12 protein-coding genes are annotated in these 14,963 nt (G+C 59.6%); 4 read left to right on the top strand and 8 right to left on the bottom strand.

What is annotated here, in order from left to right:
* Nucleotides 1-17 precede the first annotated feature (17 nt).
* Nucleotides 18-305 (top strand): sll1863 family stress response protein, encoded by a 288-nt coding sequence (locus EOK75_RS17940; protein ID WP_137195380.1) that lies wholly within the window; start codon nucleotides 18-20, stop codon nucleotides 303-305.
* 22 nt (nucleotides 306-327) lie between these two features.
* Here the strand turns inward: EOK75_RS17940 and ftsH are convergent, their stop codons facing one another.
* The gene (gene ftsH / locus EOK75_RS17935) at nucleotides 328-2,160 is read right to left on the bottom strand and encodes an ATP-dependent zinc metalloprotease FtsH (RefSeq protein WP_137195379.1); all 1,833 of its coding nucleotides are present in this window, start codon (nucleotides 2,158-2,160) and stop codon (nucleotides 328-330) included.
* A 180-nt stretch (nucleotides 2,161-2,340) separates the two neighbouring features.
* Here ftsH and EOK75_RS17930 point away from each other — a divergent pair, with 180 nt between their 5' ends.
* The 3 genes from EOK75_RS17930 to EOK75_RS17920 are packed head-to-tail and all read left to right on the top strand — an operon-like array spanning nucleotide 2,341 to nucleotide 5,664.
* Nucleotides 2,341-3,426, top strand: coding sequence for an AI-2E family transporter (locus tag EOK75_RS17930; RefSeq protein WP_137195378.1), 1,086 nt, complete (start codon nucleotides 2,341-2,343; stop codon nucleotides 3,424-3,426).
* On the top strand, nucleotides 3,423-4,139 hold the full coding sequence (locus EOK75_RS17925; protein WP_137195377.1) for an endonuclease/exonuclease/phosphatase family protein: 717 nt from the start codon (nucleotides 3,423-3,425) through the stop codon (nucleotides 4,137-4,139). Before EOK75_RS17930 ends, EOK75_RS17925 begins: the two co-directional genes overlap by 4 nt.
* A gap of 1 nt (nucleotide 4,140) precedes the next feature.
* Nucleotides 4,141-5,664, top strand: a complete 1,524-nt coding sequence (locus EOK75_RS17920; protein ID WP_137195376.1) for a phospholipase D family protein — start codon at nucleotides 4,141-4,143, stop codon at nucleotides 5,662-5,664.
* Between the two features lie 16 nt (nucleotides 5,665-5,680).
* On the opposite strand, the gene cydX is transcribed toward EOK75_RS17920, so the two are convergent.
* The 7 genes from cydX to cysD all read right to left on the bottom strand — a co-directional run bounded on the left by cydX (nucleotide 5,681) and on the right by cysD (nucleotide 14,940).
* Nucleotides 5,681-5,800 carry a cytochrome bd-I oxidase subunit CydX gene (gene cydX, locus EOK75_RS17915; RefSeq protein ID WP_137195375.1) on the bottom strand — a complete coding sequence of 40 codons (120 nt, stop codon included), beginning with the start codon at nucleotides 5,798-5,800 and terminating at the stop codon, nucleotides 5,681-5,683.
* Nucleotides 5,801-5,814: 14 nt separating this feature from the next.
* On the bottom strand, nucleotides 5,815-6,978 hold the full coding sequence (gene cydB / locus EOK75_RS17910; RefSeq protein ID WP_137195374.1) for a cytochrome d ubiquinol oxidase subunit II: 1,164 nt from the start codon (nucleotides 6,976-6,978) through the stop codon (nucleotides 5,815-5,817).
* 5 nt (nucleotides 6,979-6,983) lie between these two features.
* Nucleotides 6,984-8,585 (bottom strand): cytochrome ubiquinol oxidase subunit I, encoded by a 1,602-nt coding sequence (locus tag EOK75_RS17905; RefSeq protein ID WP_137195373.1) that lies wholly within the window; start codon nucleotides 8,583-8,585, stop codon nucleotides 6,984-6,986.
* Nucleotides 8,586-8,706: 121 nt separating this feature from the next.
* Nucleotides 8,707-10,341 (bottom strand): amino acid ABC transporter ATP-binding/permease protein, encoded by a 1,635-nt coding sequence (locus EOK75_RS17900; protein WP_137195372.1) that lies wholly within the window; start codon nucleotides 10,339-10,341, stop codon nucleotides 8,707-8,709.
* Complete coding sequence (locus tag EOK75_RS17895) at nucleotides 10,338-11,963, bottom strand: ABC transporter ATP-binding protein/permease (protein ID WP_137195371.1); 1,626 nt, start codon at nucleotides 11,961-11,963, stop codon at nucleotides 10,338-10,340. Before EOK75_RS17895 ends, EOK75_RS17900 begins: the two co-directional genes overlap by 4 nt.
* Before the next feature lie 158 nt (nucleotides 11,964-12,121).
* Nucleotides 12,122-14,035, bottom strand: coding sequence for a sulfate adenylyltransferase subunit CysN (gene cysN, locus EOK75_RS17890; RefSeq protein WP_137195370.1), 1,914 nt, complete (start codon nucleotides 14,033-14,035; stop codon nucleotides 12,122-12,124).
* Nucleotides 14,035-14,940, bottom strand: a complete 906-nt coding sequence (gene cysD / locus EOK75_RS17885; RefSeq protein WP_137195855.1) for a sulfate adenylyltransferase subunit CysD — start codon at nucleotides 14,938-14,940, stop codon at nucleotides 14,035-14,037. The genes cysN and cysD overlap by 1 nt, the downstream gene beginning before the upstream one ends.
* Between the last annotated feature and the right edge of the window lie 23 nt (nucleotides 14,941-14,963).

Raw genomic sequence — 14,963 nt, 5'->3', positions numbered from 1 at the left:
TCAGGGGAGGGATTGGAATGGACCGCAAAGACGCTTTTCAGGAAAAGATGCAGGCACAGCTTGATGAATGGACCGCCGAGATCGCCAAGTTGCGCGCACAAGCCGAACAAGCGCAGGCCGACGCCAAGCTGAAGTATCTCGAAGAGATCGACACATTGCGCGAGCATCAGCTCAAGGCCGAGCTTAAGCTGAAAGAGATCCAAGATGCGCAAGGCGAGGCGTGGAAAGACATGAAATCCGGTGCCGAGGCCGCCTGGGACAACATGAACGATGCCATGAAGACCGCTTGGAAGCGGTTTTCCTAAACGGCTTTGGCCCGATCAACGATCAGGCCAAAGCACTTTCCGGTGGGGCGGGCTTTAGCCCCGCTGTAAGCCCGTGCAAGGCGTCCTCGTCCAGCGTTTCCACCTCCAGCAAGCGTTTGGCGGCGCGGTCAAGCACGTCGCGGTTCTTGGTCAGGATATCCAGCGCGCGGTCAGAGACCTCTTGCAAGACCGCACGCACCGCGACATCCATCGCCTCGGCTGTGGCCTCGCTATAGTTGCGGTCGAAATAGCTTGGGCCGTGATCGCCCAAAAAGCTGTTCCGGTCGCTGTCATAGCTGACATTGCCAAGATCGGCGTCCATGCCATATCGCGCGATCATGGACCGCGCGATATCGGTCGCGCGCGCCAGATCATCGGCAGCGCCGGTTGACAGATGACCAAAGACCAGCTGCTCTGCCGCGCGGCCACCCATCAGCACCGCGATCTTGTCGCGCAGCTCGGCCTGGGTCATCAAGAAGCGGTCCTCGGTCGGACGCTGTATGGTATAGCCCAGCGCCCCGATACCGCGCGGAATGATCGATACCTTATGCACTGTATCCACCCCCGGCAGCGCCAAGGAAACCAGCGTGTGCCCCATCTCATGATAGGCCACGATCTTGCGTTCGCGCGGGTTGATCAGACGGTTGCGCTTTTCTAGGCCGGCCACGATGCGTTCAATGGCGCGGGTGAAATCCTCCATCGTGACATGTTTGCCGCGCCGCCGTGTCGCCAGCAGGGCCGCCTCATTCACCAGATTGGCCAGATCGGCGCCCGAAAACCCCGTGGTCAGCGCCGCAATTTCGTCCAGCGCCATTTCCGGGGCCAGCACGATCTTTTTCATATGAACCTGCAAGATCTGCACCCGTCCCGCCCTATCGGGCCGGTCCACCAGAACCTGCCGGTCAAAGCGTCCCGCACGCAGCAAAGCCGGATCAAGAATTTCCGGCCGGTTCGTTGCCGCAAGCAACACAACGCCGCTGCTGGGATCAAAACCGTCCAGCTCTGACAAAAGTTGGTTCAGGGTTTGCTCGCGCTCATCATTGCCACCCTGCGCAGTGCCCGCCCCACGCGCACGGCCAAGGGCATCCAATTCGTCAATAAAGATGATGGCCGGTGCGGCCTTGCGGGCCTGCTCAAACAGATCGCGCACCCGTGCAGCGCCCACACCCACAAACATTTCAACGAACTCGGATCCCGAGATGGAGTAAAACGGCACGCCCGCCTCACCAGCCACAGCGCGGGCCAGTAGAGTTTTACCCGTACCGGGCGGGCCGACCAGCAAGATGCCCTTGGGCATCCGCGCGCCAAGGCTGCCGTATTCCTTGGGGTTTTGCAGAAAATCGATAACCTCTTGCAGCTCGGCCTTGGCCTCATCCACACCGGCGACATTGGCGAAAGTGACCTTGGTATCGCTCTCGACATAAACCTTGGCCTTGCTTTTACCGATGGCCATCATACCGCCCGCCTGCCCGCCACCCATGCGACGGATCACGAACATCCAGATGCCGACAAAGAACAGCGCCGGAAGCACCCAAGACAACAAGGTGGTGAACCACGTATTTTCCACCGCGCCGGAAAAGGTCACGCCGCTATCGTTCAACCGGTCGGCCAGATCGGGGGCGACGGGCGTTGTCACGAAACCCGTCTTGCCATCAAGCGCCTCGCGGAACGTGCCGCGGATCGAGGAAGAGCCGATGGTTACCTCCTCTATATCCCCGGCCTCAAGATAGGTTTCGAACTGGCTATAGGGGATTGCCTCGATCGTCTGGCTTTGCACCCAGATATCGCGGATGAACACAACGCCCATCACAGCCAAAAGCACATACCAAAGATTTATCTGCGTTCCGCGGTTCATTTTGTTTTCCTGATGTGACAACCAAGCTTGCACTATGACAAGACGTTCGCACGCCCGCATTGATGTCGGTCAACACCCCGCGTGATGTCGCCGCGTTGTTGTGGGGCTATTGCGGTGCTATATTACAGAAAAGCTGATAGTGCCCCCAAAGATGGCAGACATAAAACAGGGAAATACGGAATGAAAACGAGCACGCCCCCGCTTGCCCTGTTAGTCAATGCCGCCTTGCTGGTGGTGTTGCTGGGGTTTTTGCTGATCGTGGGCAAGCCGGTACTGCTGCCGATTTTGGCGGCTGTGATCGCGGTTTATGTGTTGATGGACGCCTCCAAGGCGCTGGGTCGCCTGCCGCTGGTGGGGCGGTTTTCTGGCGGGGTGCGGCGGTTTTTAGTGCTGCTGCTCTTTACCGTGGCCGTGCTTGCGCTTGCGGGTGTTGTGATCAATACCATCACCCAGATCTTGCGCGATGCGACCACATATCAGGTCAATATCGAACGCTTGGTGGCCGAGGGCGCAGGGCTTTTGGGTCTGGATGACCGCCCCGACTGGCAAACCATCCGCGAGGCAACCTTTGGCAAGCTGTCGGTGCGTGATGTCATCAATACCGCTTTGCTCAATGTCACCAATATCGGCACATCGCTGTTTCTGGTGATCGTCTATTCGGCCTTTCTGCTGGCAGAGCGGGGCGGCTTTGCGGCCAAACTTTCGGCGGCGGTGAAAGACCCCGAAAGTGCGGCGCGCACCGAGGCCATGATCCGCGATATCAACGAAAAGATCGGTGATTATCTTGCGGCCAAGACCCTTGTGAATATCGGCCTCGGCGGGATTTCCTTTGTTATCCTTTGGGGGATGGGCATTGATTTTCCGCTGTTCTGGGCGTTGATGATCGGGCTTTTGAACTACATCCCCTATTTCGGATCGCTGGTCGCCGTGGCCTTTCCCGTTATCATGTCGGTTTTGCAATTTGGCGATCTGGGGCGGACGGTCTTGCTAACGGTGCTGCTAACCATCGCGCAAACCTGGGTGGCCAATTTCATGGACCCACGGCTGGTAGGCCGCCGCGTCAACCTAAGCCCCTTGGTCGTTCTGGTCGCCCTTGCCGTGTGGTACGCGCTTTGGGGGCTGCCGGGCGCTTTGCTTGCGGTGCCGCTGACCTCGATGTTGACCATCGTGCTGGCGGCTTTCCCCTCCACCCTGCCATTTGCGATCCTTATGGCCAATCATGTGGGTAACTTACCAGATCAGGCCCAAACGGCTGCCAAACCATGACCGGGTTTTCGCTGGTCAGCTGGAACATCCGCGCAGGCCTTGGCCGCGATCTGCGGCGCAGGCCTGCGCGTACCATCGCGGCGATCACCGCCTTTGATGCCGATGTCGTTCTGCTGCAAGAGGCCGACTTCCGGCGCCACCCCCGCCCCGCCGCCTTGCCAAGCCCCCAAGGCCGTATCGGCCCGTTTGAGGTGGTGGACCTGACCCCGACCGGCGTCGGCCTTGGCTGGCACGGGATTGCCATGCTCAAACGTCCGGGGATCACCGTCGATGCCATCCACCGCTATGACCTGCCGGCACTAGAGCCGCGCGGCGCTGTCGTCGTTGACCTGACGGTATCGGGCCAACCGCTTCGGGTTGTCGGGGTTCACCTTGGCCTTTTACGCGGCAACCGGCGCAAGCAAATCGCCTTCATCGCCGCACGAATAGCAGAGCTGGAGCGCCGCCCCATCATCATCGCCGGCGACTATAATGAATGGCGTGACCGGCGCGGGCTGGAAACCGTGCCGGCGTGGATACACATCCACAGCCCCGGCCCGACATTTCCGGCGGGGCGGCCGTTCCTGCATCTGGACCGTCTGGCCTTCAGCAATGAATTCGAACTGTTGCACAGCAGCGTCATCGCCGATCCGCAGGCGACGATGGCTTCGGATCACCGGCCCATTCGCGGGCAGTTCCGACTGTTGACGCGAACCAAACCGCAGGGGGGCTAATATGTTGGTTATACTCAAATATCTCTTGGCCCTTATCCTCTTGGCGGGGATTGTCATTTTGCTGGCACGCGCCGCATTTCCCCCGCCCAAAAACACCGAGCGCATGAACAGCACGGCCCTGCCGCCCGCCACCACCGGCCCGCTGGCCGAGGCCCACAAAACCGCCGGAAAGACTGGCATCACTGCCCTGCAAAACGGTGCCGGGGCCTTTGCCGCTCGGATGATCCTTGCCGATGCGGCGGTCTCCTCCATTGATGCACAGTACTACATCTGGCGCGGGGATTTGACGGGTTATCTTTTGCTGGATGCGCTGCAAAGGGCGGCGGATCGCGGGGTGCGGGTCCGGCTGCTGCTGGATGATAACGGCATCGCAGGGCTTGATCCCGAACTGGCGGCGCTGAACGCCCATCCCAATATCGAGGTCCGGCTTTATAACCCGTTCAACCTGCGCCGCTTCAAGCTGCTGTCCTATACTTTTGATTTCTTTCGCCTGAACCGCAGGATGCACAACAAGTCCTTCACCGTAGACGGCCACGCCACCATCATGGGCGGGCGCAATATCGGGGATGAATATTTCGGCACCGGCAATACCGCACTTTTCGTTGATCTGGATGTGCTGGCAGTGGGGGCGGTCGTGGCTGATGTCTCTGCCGATTTCGACCGGTATTGGGCCGCCCCTTCCGTGCATCAAGCCGACCAGATCCTAGGCACAAGCCATGATGACCCGATTGCCAAGGGTCTTGCGAGGGCCTCCGCCGATCCGCAAATGGCGCAATATGAAGACATCCTGCGCACCTCGGACATTGTCACTGCCCTGACGAAAGGGGCGCTGGACCTTGAATGGACCACAGCGATACTGGTCAGCGATGACCCCGTAAAAGGAGAGGGTGCCGTACCCCGAGAGGACCTGCTGGCCACGCAGCTGATGCGGGCGGTTGGCAGGATCGAGGCGCGGTTTGACGGAATCTCTCCCTATCTGGTGCCGGGCGCTGCGGGGGTGAAGGCCTTTGGCACGCTGCAATCTCAAGGTGTCACCGTGCGGTTGCTGACCAATTCACTGGAGGCCACAGATGTGGTGCCGGTTCATGCCGGCTATGCCAAACGCCGGATGGCGATGCTGCGCGCAGGCATTGGGCTGTTCGAGCTGCGACCACAGCCAGGCCGCGATATCCCGTCGGAAAAGATGGGGCCTTTCGGCTCTTCGGGGTCCAGTTTGCACGCCAAGACATTCGCCGTGGACGGCGCGCGGATCTTTGTCGGCTCGTTCAACTTTGATCCGCGGTCGACCACTTTGAACACGGAAATGGGCTTGCTGATTGAAAGCCCACGGATGGCAAATGCGATGCATGAGGCGTTTGACGACGATTTGCGCGGGCTGGCTTGGCGGGTAGAGGCACGGGGGCGCAAGCCGGTCTGGGTTGACCCCGAAACCGGTGCCGTCGAAACGGATGAGCCCGGTGCCACCCTTTTCAAGCGCATGGCCATTGCGATTGTCGGCTGGCTGCCGGTGGAATGGTTACTGTAACCACCCACCATTGCCATCAGTCGGGTCGGCTTTGTGCCATAGTTTTTTCATCTTCCTTCATTTCCAGCCACATTGCGTTCATCACAGCAAAAATAGCAGCCAGAGGAAGGCCAAGTATCCAGGCAAAATACCACATCGATTTTCCTTTCCTTAATAGGCTGAAGGGGAATCTTCGGTGACATCCGCCGCCGTGACCTTGCCCCAAAGAACTTTATAAACCCAAGCCGTGTACGTCAGGATTAGCGGCATAAAGATTGCGGCGGCCACCAGCATGATGAACAAGGTCAGATGCGACGAAGAGCTGTTCCAGACCGTCAGCGAGGATTGCGGGTCGCTGGAGGACGGCATGATAAAGGGAAACATCGTCAAACCGACCGAGGAAATCACCCCGAAGATCGCCATTTTGGAAAACAACAGGGTGGAAACTTCACGCCCCGCACGCAGGCCAATGAACGTCAACAGCCCGCCCAGAACCCCCAAGATCGGGGCCACGGCAATCCATGGCCGCGCGCCGTAAGCCGCGAACCAGCTTGGCGTGCGCGCCACATCAAAATGCAGCGGGTTGGACGGGCCACCGGTGACATAATCACCCACGATCGCATAGCCCTGAATGCCGACGGCCATCCACAGCCCTGCCAAAACATAGGCCCCCACGGCGACCAAAGCCGAAATAGAACCGATGGCACGGGCGCGGGTCTGCACCGGCCCCTCGGCCTTCAGCGTCAACCATGCGCCGCCATGCATCACCAGCATCGACAAAGAAACCACCCCCGCCAGAACCGAGAACGGGTCGAGCAGGCCGATAAATTTCATATACCACGCACCCTCATAAATCGTGTGCAGATCATCGGTGAAATGGAACGGAACGCCTTGGATCACATTGCCAACCGCAACCCCGAACAACAAGGCAGGCACCGCTCCGCTGATGCAAAGTGACCAATCCCAAGTTGAGCGCCAGCGCGGATCATCGCGCTTGGATCGGTACTTGAACGCCACAGGCCGCACAATGAACGACGCCAGAATAACGAACATCGCAAGGTAGAACCCCGAAAAGCTGACTGCGTAAAGCGGCGGCCAAGCGGCAAAGATCGCACCGCCACCAAGGATGAACCAAACTTGGTTACCCTCCCACACCGGACCGATGGTATTAATGGCGATGCGGCGTTCCGTGTCGGTTTTGCCGACAAAGGGCAGCAAGGCGCCAACGCCCATGTCAAACCCGTCCGTCAACGCAAAACCGATCAGCAAAACCCCCAAAAGCCCCCACCAAATAATGCGCAGCAACTCATAGCTCATCAATTCATGCAAAATCATATCACTTACTCCGCTGGCTGGATGGCTGATGGACGACCCGAGAGCCGGTCATTGTGGCGCTTGGTCCAGATGTCGGTTTCCTCTACATCCTGGAACGGCCCTTTGCGGATGTATTTCAACATCAGCCCCATCTCTACGATGAAGAGCACGGTGTAAAAGATCACAAAACCCGCAAGCGTCAGCGCAACCTCAGTCATCGACAGGGCCGATACCGACATCGCCGTTGGCAGCACACCATCCACCGTCCAGGGTTGGCGCCCGAACTCGGCCACAAACCAACCCAGCTCTGCCGCGATCCACGGCGCGGGGATCATGATAACCGCCAGCCAAAGGGCCGGCCGCGGGAACACCATCCCCTTGAACGAGGACCGGTAAAAGAAATATCCCATCGTCGCGATAAACCCAAAGCCAAGCCCGACCATGATCCGGAAGGCCCAGAACAGCGGCCAGACCGTCGGCACCGTATCATTAGAGGCCGCAACGATCTGTTCTTCACTCGCATCGCGCGGGTCATCGACGTATTTCTTCAACAGGAAGGCAAAGCCCAGATCGGCGGAATGCGCCTCAAACGTTGCCTTGACCTCGGGTGCTGTGGCCTCACGATCCACACGAATTTGCATCAGTGCATCATAGGCGATCATCCCCGAACGGATGCGCGTTTCCGCCTGCGCCACAAGGTCGTTGATACCCGCGATTTCGGTGGTCAGTGACCGCGTGCCAATCAGGCCCATCGCCCAAGGGATCTCAATCGCGTAATGGGTTTCGCGGGCCTCTTGATCTGGAAAGCCGACCAAGTTGAACGGCGCGGGGGCATCATGTGTTTCCCACATCGCCTCAATCGCGGCCAGTTTCATCTTTTGGCTGTGCGTCGCCGAATAACCGGATTCGTCGCCCAACAACACAACCGAAAACGCCGAGGCCAAACCAAAGGCCGCCGCCACCGTGATCGAGCGGCGCGCCAACTCAATATGCCGCCCTTTCAGCAAATACCAAGCCGAAACCCCGATTACAAAAACCGCCGCCGTCACATAGCCCGCGGAAACCGTATGCACAAATTTCGCCTGCGCCACCTCGTTAAAGATCACCGCAAAGAAATCCGTCATCTCCATGCGCATCGTCATCGGGTTAAATTCCGCACCCACCGGATTTTGCATCCAGCCGTTCGCGATCAAAATCCACAACGCCGAAAAGTTGGACCCAATCGCCACCAGCCACGCCACCGCAAGGTGCTGCACTTTGGAAAGCTTGTCCCAACCAAAAAAGAACAGCCCGACAAAGGTCGCCTCAAGGAAAAATGCCATAAGCCCCTCAAGGGCCAGCGGCGCGCCAAAGATATCGCCGACATAATGGCTAAAATAGCTCCAGTTCATACCGAACTGGAATTCCATCGTGATGCCTGTCGCCACGCCAAGCGCAAAGTTGATGCCGAACAGCATGCCCCAAAACTTGGTCATTTGCCGCCAGATCGGGCGGTTTGTCATCACATAGACCGTTTCCATGATCGCCACGATGACCGAAAGGCCCAAAGTCAGCGGCACGAAAAGGAAGTGGTACATGACAGTTACAGCAAATTGCAGGCGTGATAACTCAACGATCCCGAATTCCATAAAGCTCTTCCTTATTTGGCGATTCCTACCGCCAGAACATAAATTCCATCTTGTGCATATATATTTTTCGGGAAAAAGTAAATGTGGACTGCCCCCGAAAACATGTATTCACGGTGCGACTTTACAGCGCGATAAGCCGATCTGCGGCCGCGATTTCCGCCTTGCGGTGCGAGGCGATCAGAACCGCGGCATCGGGCAGCACATTACGAATGCCGGCCAAGACTACGGTCGCCGTCGCCTCATCCAGCCCTTCGGTTGGTTCATCCAGCAACAAAACGCGCGGGCGGCGCAGCAAAACGCGTGTCAAGGCCAGCCGCCGCGCCTCCCCGCCCGAAAGGCCAGCGCCGCGGGCCCCGACCTTAAAATCCAGCCCGCCCCGAGGCTGCAAAACAGCCCCAAGCTGCACCGCGTCAAGCACATCCCAAATCTCGGCCTCGGTCGCATCGGGTGCGGCCAGCGCGAAGTTTTCACGCACCGTTCCCGACAGCAATTCCGACCGTTGCGGCAGCATCGCCAGATGATCGCGCAGTGCACCCTCTGGCCAATCACCAATAAGGCGGCCACAAATCCGGATATCACCCGTTGCAGGGTGCAGCCCCGCCAAGGCCAGCAACAGCGTAGATTTCCCCGCCCCGCTTGCCCCCGTCAGCGCCACAGTTTCACCCATGTCAACCATCAGGGAAAAATCGCGGATCACCACGCCGCCACTCGGCCTGCGCAAGGTAAGGCCCACACATTCAATCCCCCCAACCGACGCCGCAACAGCAGGCGCCTGAACCGCGGGCGGCGCGCCAATACCCGGCGCAATCCGGCGGGCGGCATCAGTCATGCGGCCAGAGTCGGCCAGCGCACGACGAATGGGGGCCACTGCCTCGGCCAGCGCGAGGGCGGCAAAAAAGCCGATGGCCGCTTGGGCAGCGGTAAGCGTACCTGCCGCCGCCAAATCAAGCCCGATCCAAAGCCCACCCCCTGAAATAATCGCCGTCAGCGCCATCAGCACCGCCCCCGCCTGCCGGTCCACTCGGTCAAGATCACGGCGCAGCGCATGTCGGCGCGCATCGGCCTGCAGAACGGAGGATTGCTGATCCTGCAACAGCCCGTAAACCGCCAGATCATCACGGTTTTGCATCAGATCAACAAAACGGCTGCGCAGGGCTTGGGTCGCCGCCTCCATCCGCCGCGAGGGTGCCACCGTTTTGCGCCCTAAATGCCACAGCAGCAAAACCGCCCCCAGAAACCAGCCACCTGCAACCCAAAGGGCCACGCGCAGATCCACCAACCACCACAGCCCCGCAAAGCTGATAATCAGGGCCAAAAGCCCCGCCCCCAAGGGAAAGACCAAGCGCAACACCAGCCCGTCCAGCGCATCAATATCCGCCGTCAGCCGGTTCAGGGCTTGCGCGCCGCGGATCTGCGCCATCCGCTCCGGCGCCAGTTGCAACATACCGCGCAACACGCCAAGGCGCAGCGTCTCCAACGCGCGCAAAACCGCATCATGGGTCAGCAACCGCTCACCATAGCGCGCGGCGGTGCGGCCCAATGCCAAAAACCGCACCATGGCCGAGGGGCGAAATACGTCAAACGCCGCGCCCGCACCGGCCAAGCCCGCCGCCGCCGCTGCCGTTATGAACCACCCTGAAAGCCCAAGCAGCGCCACACCCATCAGCAAGACAATCACCGAAAGCGCAGCCCCCCGCCAAAGGGCCGTGCGTTGCGCACGCAATATCTGGCGAAGGATTGGGAACAGATGCTTCATGTTGTATCCCCAAGCCGGATAATCCGGTCCATCTGCGCGGCCAGATCGGTATCATGCGTCGCCACAATCAACGTCCTGCCATTGGCATGCTGGGCCAAAAGCCCCTCGGTCACCGCCTGCGCGGTGGTGCGGTCAAGGTCGGCGGTCGGCTCATCCGCAAGGATCAGATCGGGCTGCGAGAACAGCGCACGCGCAAGCGTCATGCGCCGCGCCTCCCCGCCCGAAAGGCCGCCGCCGCTTTCGCCTAACCGTGTCGCAAGACCGCGCGGTAAAGCCTCTGCCACCTCTCGTGCCGCAGCATTATCCAGCGCTGCGTCAAGATCGCCATCCCGTCCCAGCGCTAGGTTCGCACGCAAGGAGGTCGCCAGAAATGCCGCCCGCTGCGGCATCCAGCCGATCCGCGCGCGCCACGCGTCCACCCGCTCTTCCGTCAGGGGCTGTCCTGCAACCTCCACACTGCCCGCGCCCGGCAGCTCCAACCCCGCCATCAAGCGCAACGCCGAAGTTTTGCCCGCACCCGAAAGGCCAACCAGCGCAACCGCCTGGCCCGCATCAATCCTCATATCCGGCAAATGCAGCCCATGCGCCGTTACACAGTCGCGCAGATTGATCGTGGCGGGACCGGACAATCGGGCCGTGCGCGCGCCTGTTCCGGGCAGCGCATCCCCCTGACCTGCCTCCCAAACCGCCAGCTCATCGGCGACCGCATCTGCGGCGGCTTTGTCGTGCCAAGCGGCGGCCAGATCGCGCAAAGGCTGGTAAAACTCTGGCGCGAGCAGCAGCAAAAACACCCCCGCCGTGGGCGTCAGCGGCGCACCCCAAGTGCCAAAGCCAAGCTGCCCCAAAAGGGAAAACCCGACGAAGACCGCCATCATAGCCACCCCGATCGCCGAGAACAGCTCCAACACAGTTGACGACAGAAACGCCAGCCGCAGCACCGCCATTGTGCGCTGCCGCAAGTCCCCCGCTTGGGTGGCAAAACCTTGCGTAACCGCCCCTGCGGCGCCCAGCAAACGGATATCCAAAAGCGCTGCAAGCCGGTCGACCAAAAGGTCATTCAGGCTGCCAATCTCGGCCATCTGGCGCGCACTGGCCTCTTTGGCGGCCATGCCAACCAAGGCCATGAACAGCGGGATCAACGGTCCAGAGATCAGCAAAATCAACCCGGCCGCCCAAGACTGCCAAAAGGCCAGCGCCAGAATGACGAGCGGCACCACCGCAACCCTTGCCGAGGCGGGGGCATAGCGGGTTATCCAAGGTGACAATGCCGCCAGCTTTTCCACCGCAAGGGAGGCCGTCGCGCCGGGGCCAAGATCTCGCCCCGAACGCAGCGCCTCACGCGTGACAATCCGGCAGCGCAGGTTTGTGATCACCGCCTCAGCGGCATTTTGGGCCATCCGGTCCGCCAGCGCCGACAAAGCCGCGCGCCCTAGGCCCAACACAACAAAACCCGCCACCAAAGCGCCTGCGACCTGCCCCTGCAACGCCGCCCCGATTGCCAATGCCACCAATGCGGCCTGCAATGGCCAGATCATGCTTGCTAAAACCGCGACCGCCGAAAGCCTGCGCATCGCAGGGGCGACCGGTACCAAAAGCAAGCGCAAGGGATCGGATCTGGCCATAACGTCGTTTACCCCACCATATTCCTGCATCTACTATACAAGATATGGTCCCCGTCCATCATCGCATCCAGCCACAGATACACTTTGCCGCAGCCAGGACATTGCACGACATGACGGGCTGCCTTGCGGTTATACAAGACAGCCTCCGTAATTCCCGCCTACAGCCCCGCGAGGATGGCCGCGACCACCTGCTCTGCGGCGTCCTCTGCCGTTAGCTCCACGGTGTTCACCGTCATCTCGGCGTTTTCCGGTTGCTCATAAGGGCTGTCGATGCCGGTAAAGTTTTTGAGGTTCCCGGCACGGGCTTTTTTATAAAGCCCCTTCACATCGCGGGCCTCGGCCACCTCTAGCGGGGTGTTGACATGGATCTCCATGAACTCACCCGCGTCCATCATCTCGCGCACCATACGCCGCTCGGCGCGGAAGGGCGAGATGAAGGCCGTCAGCACGATCAGTCCCGCATCCGACATCAGCTTGGCCACCTCACCCACACGGCGGATGTTTTCCACCCGGTCGGCATCGGTAAAGCCAAGGTCGCGATTGAGGCCGTGGCGCACGTTATCACCGTCCAAAAGGAAGGTGTGCTTACCCAGCGCGTGCAACTTTTTCTCGACGATATTGGCAATCGTGGATTTGCCTGAGCCTGAAAGCCCGGTGAACCAAACCACCCGCGCTTGCTGACCCTTGATCGCGGCATGGGCGGTACGGTCAATATCCACCGCTTGCCAATGGATATTCTGGCTACGGCGCAGGGCGAAATGCACCATGCCTGCAGCCACGGTCGCATTGGTCATCCGGTCGATCAGGATAAACCCGCCAAGATCAGGGTTTTGTGCATAAGCCTCAAACGGAATTGCGCGGTCAGTCGAAATATTCACCACGCCGATAGCATTCGTCGCCAGCGTTTGCGAACTCAGCCGTTCCAACGTATTGACGTTCACCTCATATTTCGGCTCGGTCACGGTGGCGGTCATGGTTTGCGTGCCCATCTTCAACAAATAGGGGCGACCGGGCAGCATCTCGGCCTCATCCATCCAAACCAGCGTCGCCTCGAATTGGTCAGCCACCTCGCAAGGGGCATCGGCCATGGTGATGACATCGCCGCGCGAGCAATCGACCTCATCCTCAAACGTCAGGGTGATGGATTGGCCGGCCACGGCACGGTCCAACGGACCGTCATAGGTAACAATGGATTTCACGCGGGATGTCTTGCCCGAAGGCAGAACGCGGATAGCATCCCCCTTGGCAATCGTGCCCGACCCGATCTGGCCCGCAAAACCGCGGAAATCGAGGTTGGGCCGGTTCACCCATTGCACCGCCATCCGGAACGCCGCGTCTTGCATACGGGTGGCGGTGATCGGCGCATCCTCAAGGTGCCCAAGCAGGGTTGGGCCTTGATACCAAGGCGTGTTTTCCGACCGTGTGACGATATTATCGCCGGCCAGCCCCGAAATCGGGATCGGCAAAAAGGTTTTCATGCCAAGCTGTTCCGCAAAGCTGGCGTATTCCTTCACGATTTCATAAAACCGTTCCTGGCTATAGCCCACCAAGTCCATCTTGTTCACCGCCAGCACGATGTTCTTGATGCCCAGCAGATTGACCAAATAGGAATGGCGCCGCGTCTGGGTCAAAATCCCCTGACGCGCATCAACCAAAATCACCGCAAGATCGGCGGTAGAGGCGCCGGTGACCATATTGCGGGTGTATTCTTCATGGCCCGGCGTGTCGGCCACGATAAACTTGCGCTTGTCGGTCGCGAAAAAGCGGTAGGCCACATCGATGGTGATGCCCTGCTCCCGCTCGGCGGCCAAACCATCCACCAAAAGCGCAAAGTCGATGCCCTGCCCTTGGGTGCCATGCGCGCGGCTGTCGCTTTCCAGATTGGCCAGCTGATCCTCAAAGATCATTTTGCTGTCATACAACAGCCGCCCGATCAGCGTCGATTTCCCGTCATCAACCGATCCGCAGGTGATGAAACGCAGCATGGTTTTATGCTGGTGCTTGTGCAGATAGGCGTCGATATCCTCGGCGATCAGGGTATCGGTGACATAGCTTTGATCAGCGCCGGACATCAGAAATACCCCTCTTGCTTCTTCTTTTCCATGCTGGCGGATTGATCGTGGTCAATCGCGCGGCCCTGCCGTTCCGACGTGGTGGTCAGCAGCATTTCCTGAATAACCTCGGGCAATGTCGCCGCCGTGCTTTCAACCGCGCCGGTCAAAGGATAACATCCCAAGGTGCGGAACCGGACCGAGCGCATCATCGGCACCTCACCTTCCAGCAATGGCATCCGTTCATCATCCACCATAATCAACATCCCGCCACGATCCACCACCGGACGCGGGGCAGCAAAATAAAGCGGCACAATCTCGATGTTTTCCAAGTGGATATATTGCCAGATATCCAACTCTGTCCAGTTTGACAGCGGAAAGGCACGGATGCTTTCGCCCTTAGCCTTGCGGGTGTTATAGAGCTTCCACAGCTCGGGGCGCTGCTGCTTTGGGTCCCACCGATGAGAGGCCGAGCGGAACGACAGGATCCGTTCCTTGGCGCGGGATTTTTCCTCATCGCGGCGGGCACCACCAAAGGCCACATCAAACCCGTATTTGGTCAATGCCTGTTTCAGCCCGTCGGTCTTCCACATATCGGTGTGCAGTGATCCGTGATCAAAGGGGTTGATCCCCTTTTCCACCGCCTCGGGGTTTTGATAGACCAGCAATTCCATCCCCGCATCCGCCGCCGCCTTTTCGCGCAGCTTGTACATCTCTTGGAATTTCCAGGTTGTATCGACATGCAGCAGGGGAAAGGGCGGGGGCGCCGGATAAAACGCCTTTTTCGCCAGATGCAGCATACAGGCGCTATCTTTGCCCACCGAATAGAGCATCACTGGGTTTTCGGCCGTTGCCACAACCTCACGCATGATGTGGATACTTTCTGCCTCCAACCGCTGAAGGTGGGTCAGGGAGTCGGATGGCATCACGTTTTCAACAGTGCTGGTCA

The organism is Pseudorhodobacter turbinis, assembly GCF_005234135.1.
GTDB classification, from domain to species: domain Bacteria; phylum Pseudomonadota; class Alphaproteobacteria; order Rhodobacterales; family Rhodobacteraceae; genus Pseudorhodobacter; species Pseudorhodobacter turbinis.
The sequence above is the reverse complement of the archived record's forward strand: the minus strand, read 5'-3'. Positions and strand labels throughout refer to the sequence as shown.

What these genes read in the sequence shown, in the direction of transcription:
- EOK75_RS17940 (WP_137195380.1), top strand. Translation starts at nt 18, where the DNA reads ATGGACCGCAAAGACGCTTTTCAGGAAAAGATGCAGGCACAGCTTGAT.
- ftsH (WP_137195379.1), bottom strand. Translation starts at nt 2,160, where the DNA reads ATGAACCGCGGAACGCAGATAAATCTTTGGTATGTGCTTTTGGCTGTG.
- EOK75_RS17930 (WP_137195378.1), top strand. Translation starts at nt 2,341, where the DNA reads ATGAAAACGAGCACGCCCCCGCTTGCCCTGTTAGTCAATGCCGCCTTG.
- cydX (WP_137195375.1), bottom strand. Translation starts at nt 5,800, where the DNA reads ATGTGGTATTTTGCCTGGATACTTGGCCTTCCTCTGGCTGCTATTTTT.
- cysD (WP_137195855.1), bottom strand. Translation starts at nt 14,940, where the DNA reads ATGCCATCCGACTCCCTGACCCACCTTCAGCGGTTGGAGGCAGAAAGT.
- EOK75_RS17905 (WP_137195373.1), bottom strand. Translation starts at nt 8,585, where the DNA reads ATGGAATTCGGGATCGTTGAGTTATCACGCCTGCAATTTGCTGTAACT.
- EOK75_RS17920 (WP_137195376.1), top strand. Translation starts at nt 4,141, where the DNA reads ATGTTGGTTATACTCAAATATCTCTTGGCCCTTATCCTCTTGGCGGGG.
- EOK75_RS17925 (WP_137195377.1), top strand. Translation starts at nt 3,423, where the DNA reads ATGACCGGGTTTTCGCTGGTCAGCTGGAACATCCGCGCAGGCCTTGGC.
- EOK75_RS17895 (WP_137195371.1), bottom strand. Translation starts at nt 11,963, where the DNA reads ATGGCCAGATCCGATCCCTTGCGCTTGCTTTTGGTACCGGTCGCCCCT.
- cydB (WP_137195374.1), bottom strand. Translation starts at nt 6,978, where the DNA reads ATGATTTTGCATGAATTGATGAGCTATGAGTTGCTGCGCATTATTTGG.
- EOK75_RS17900 (WP_137195372.1), bottom strand. Translation starts at nt 10,341, where the DNA reads ATGAAGCATCTGTTCCCAATCCTTCGCCAGATATTGCGTGCGCAACGC.
- cysN (WP_137195370.1), bottom strand. Translation starts at nt 14,035, where the DNA reads ATGTCCGGCGCTGATCAAAGCTATGTCACCGATACCCTGATCGCCGAG.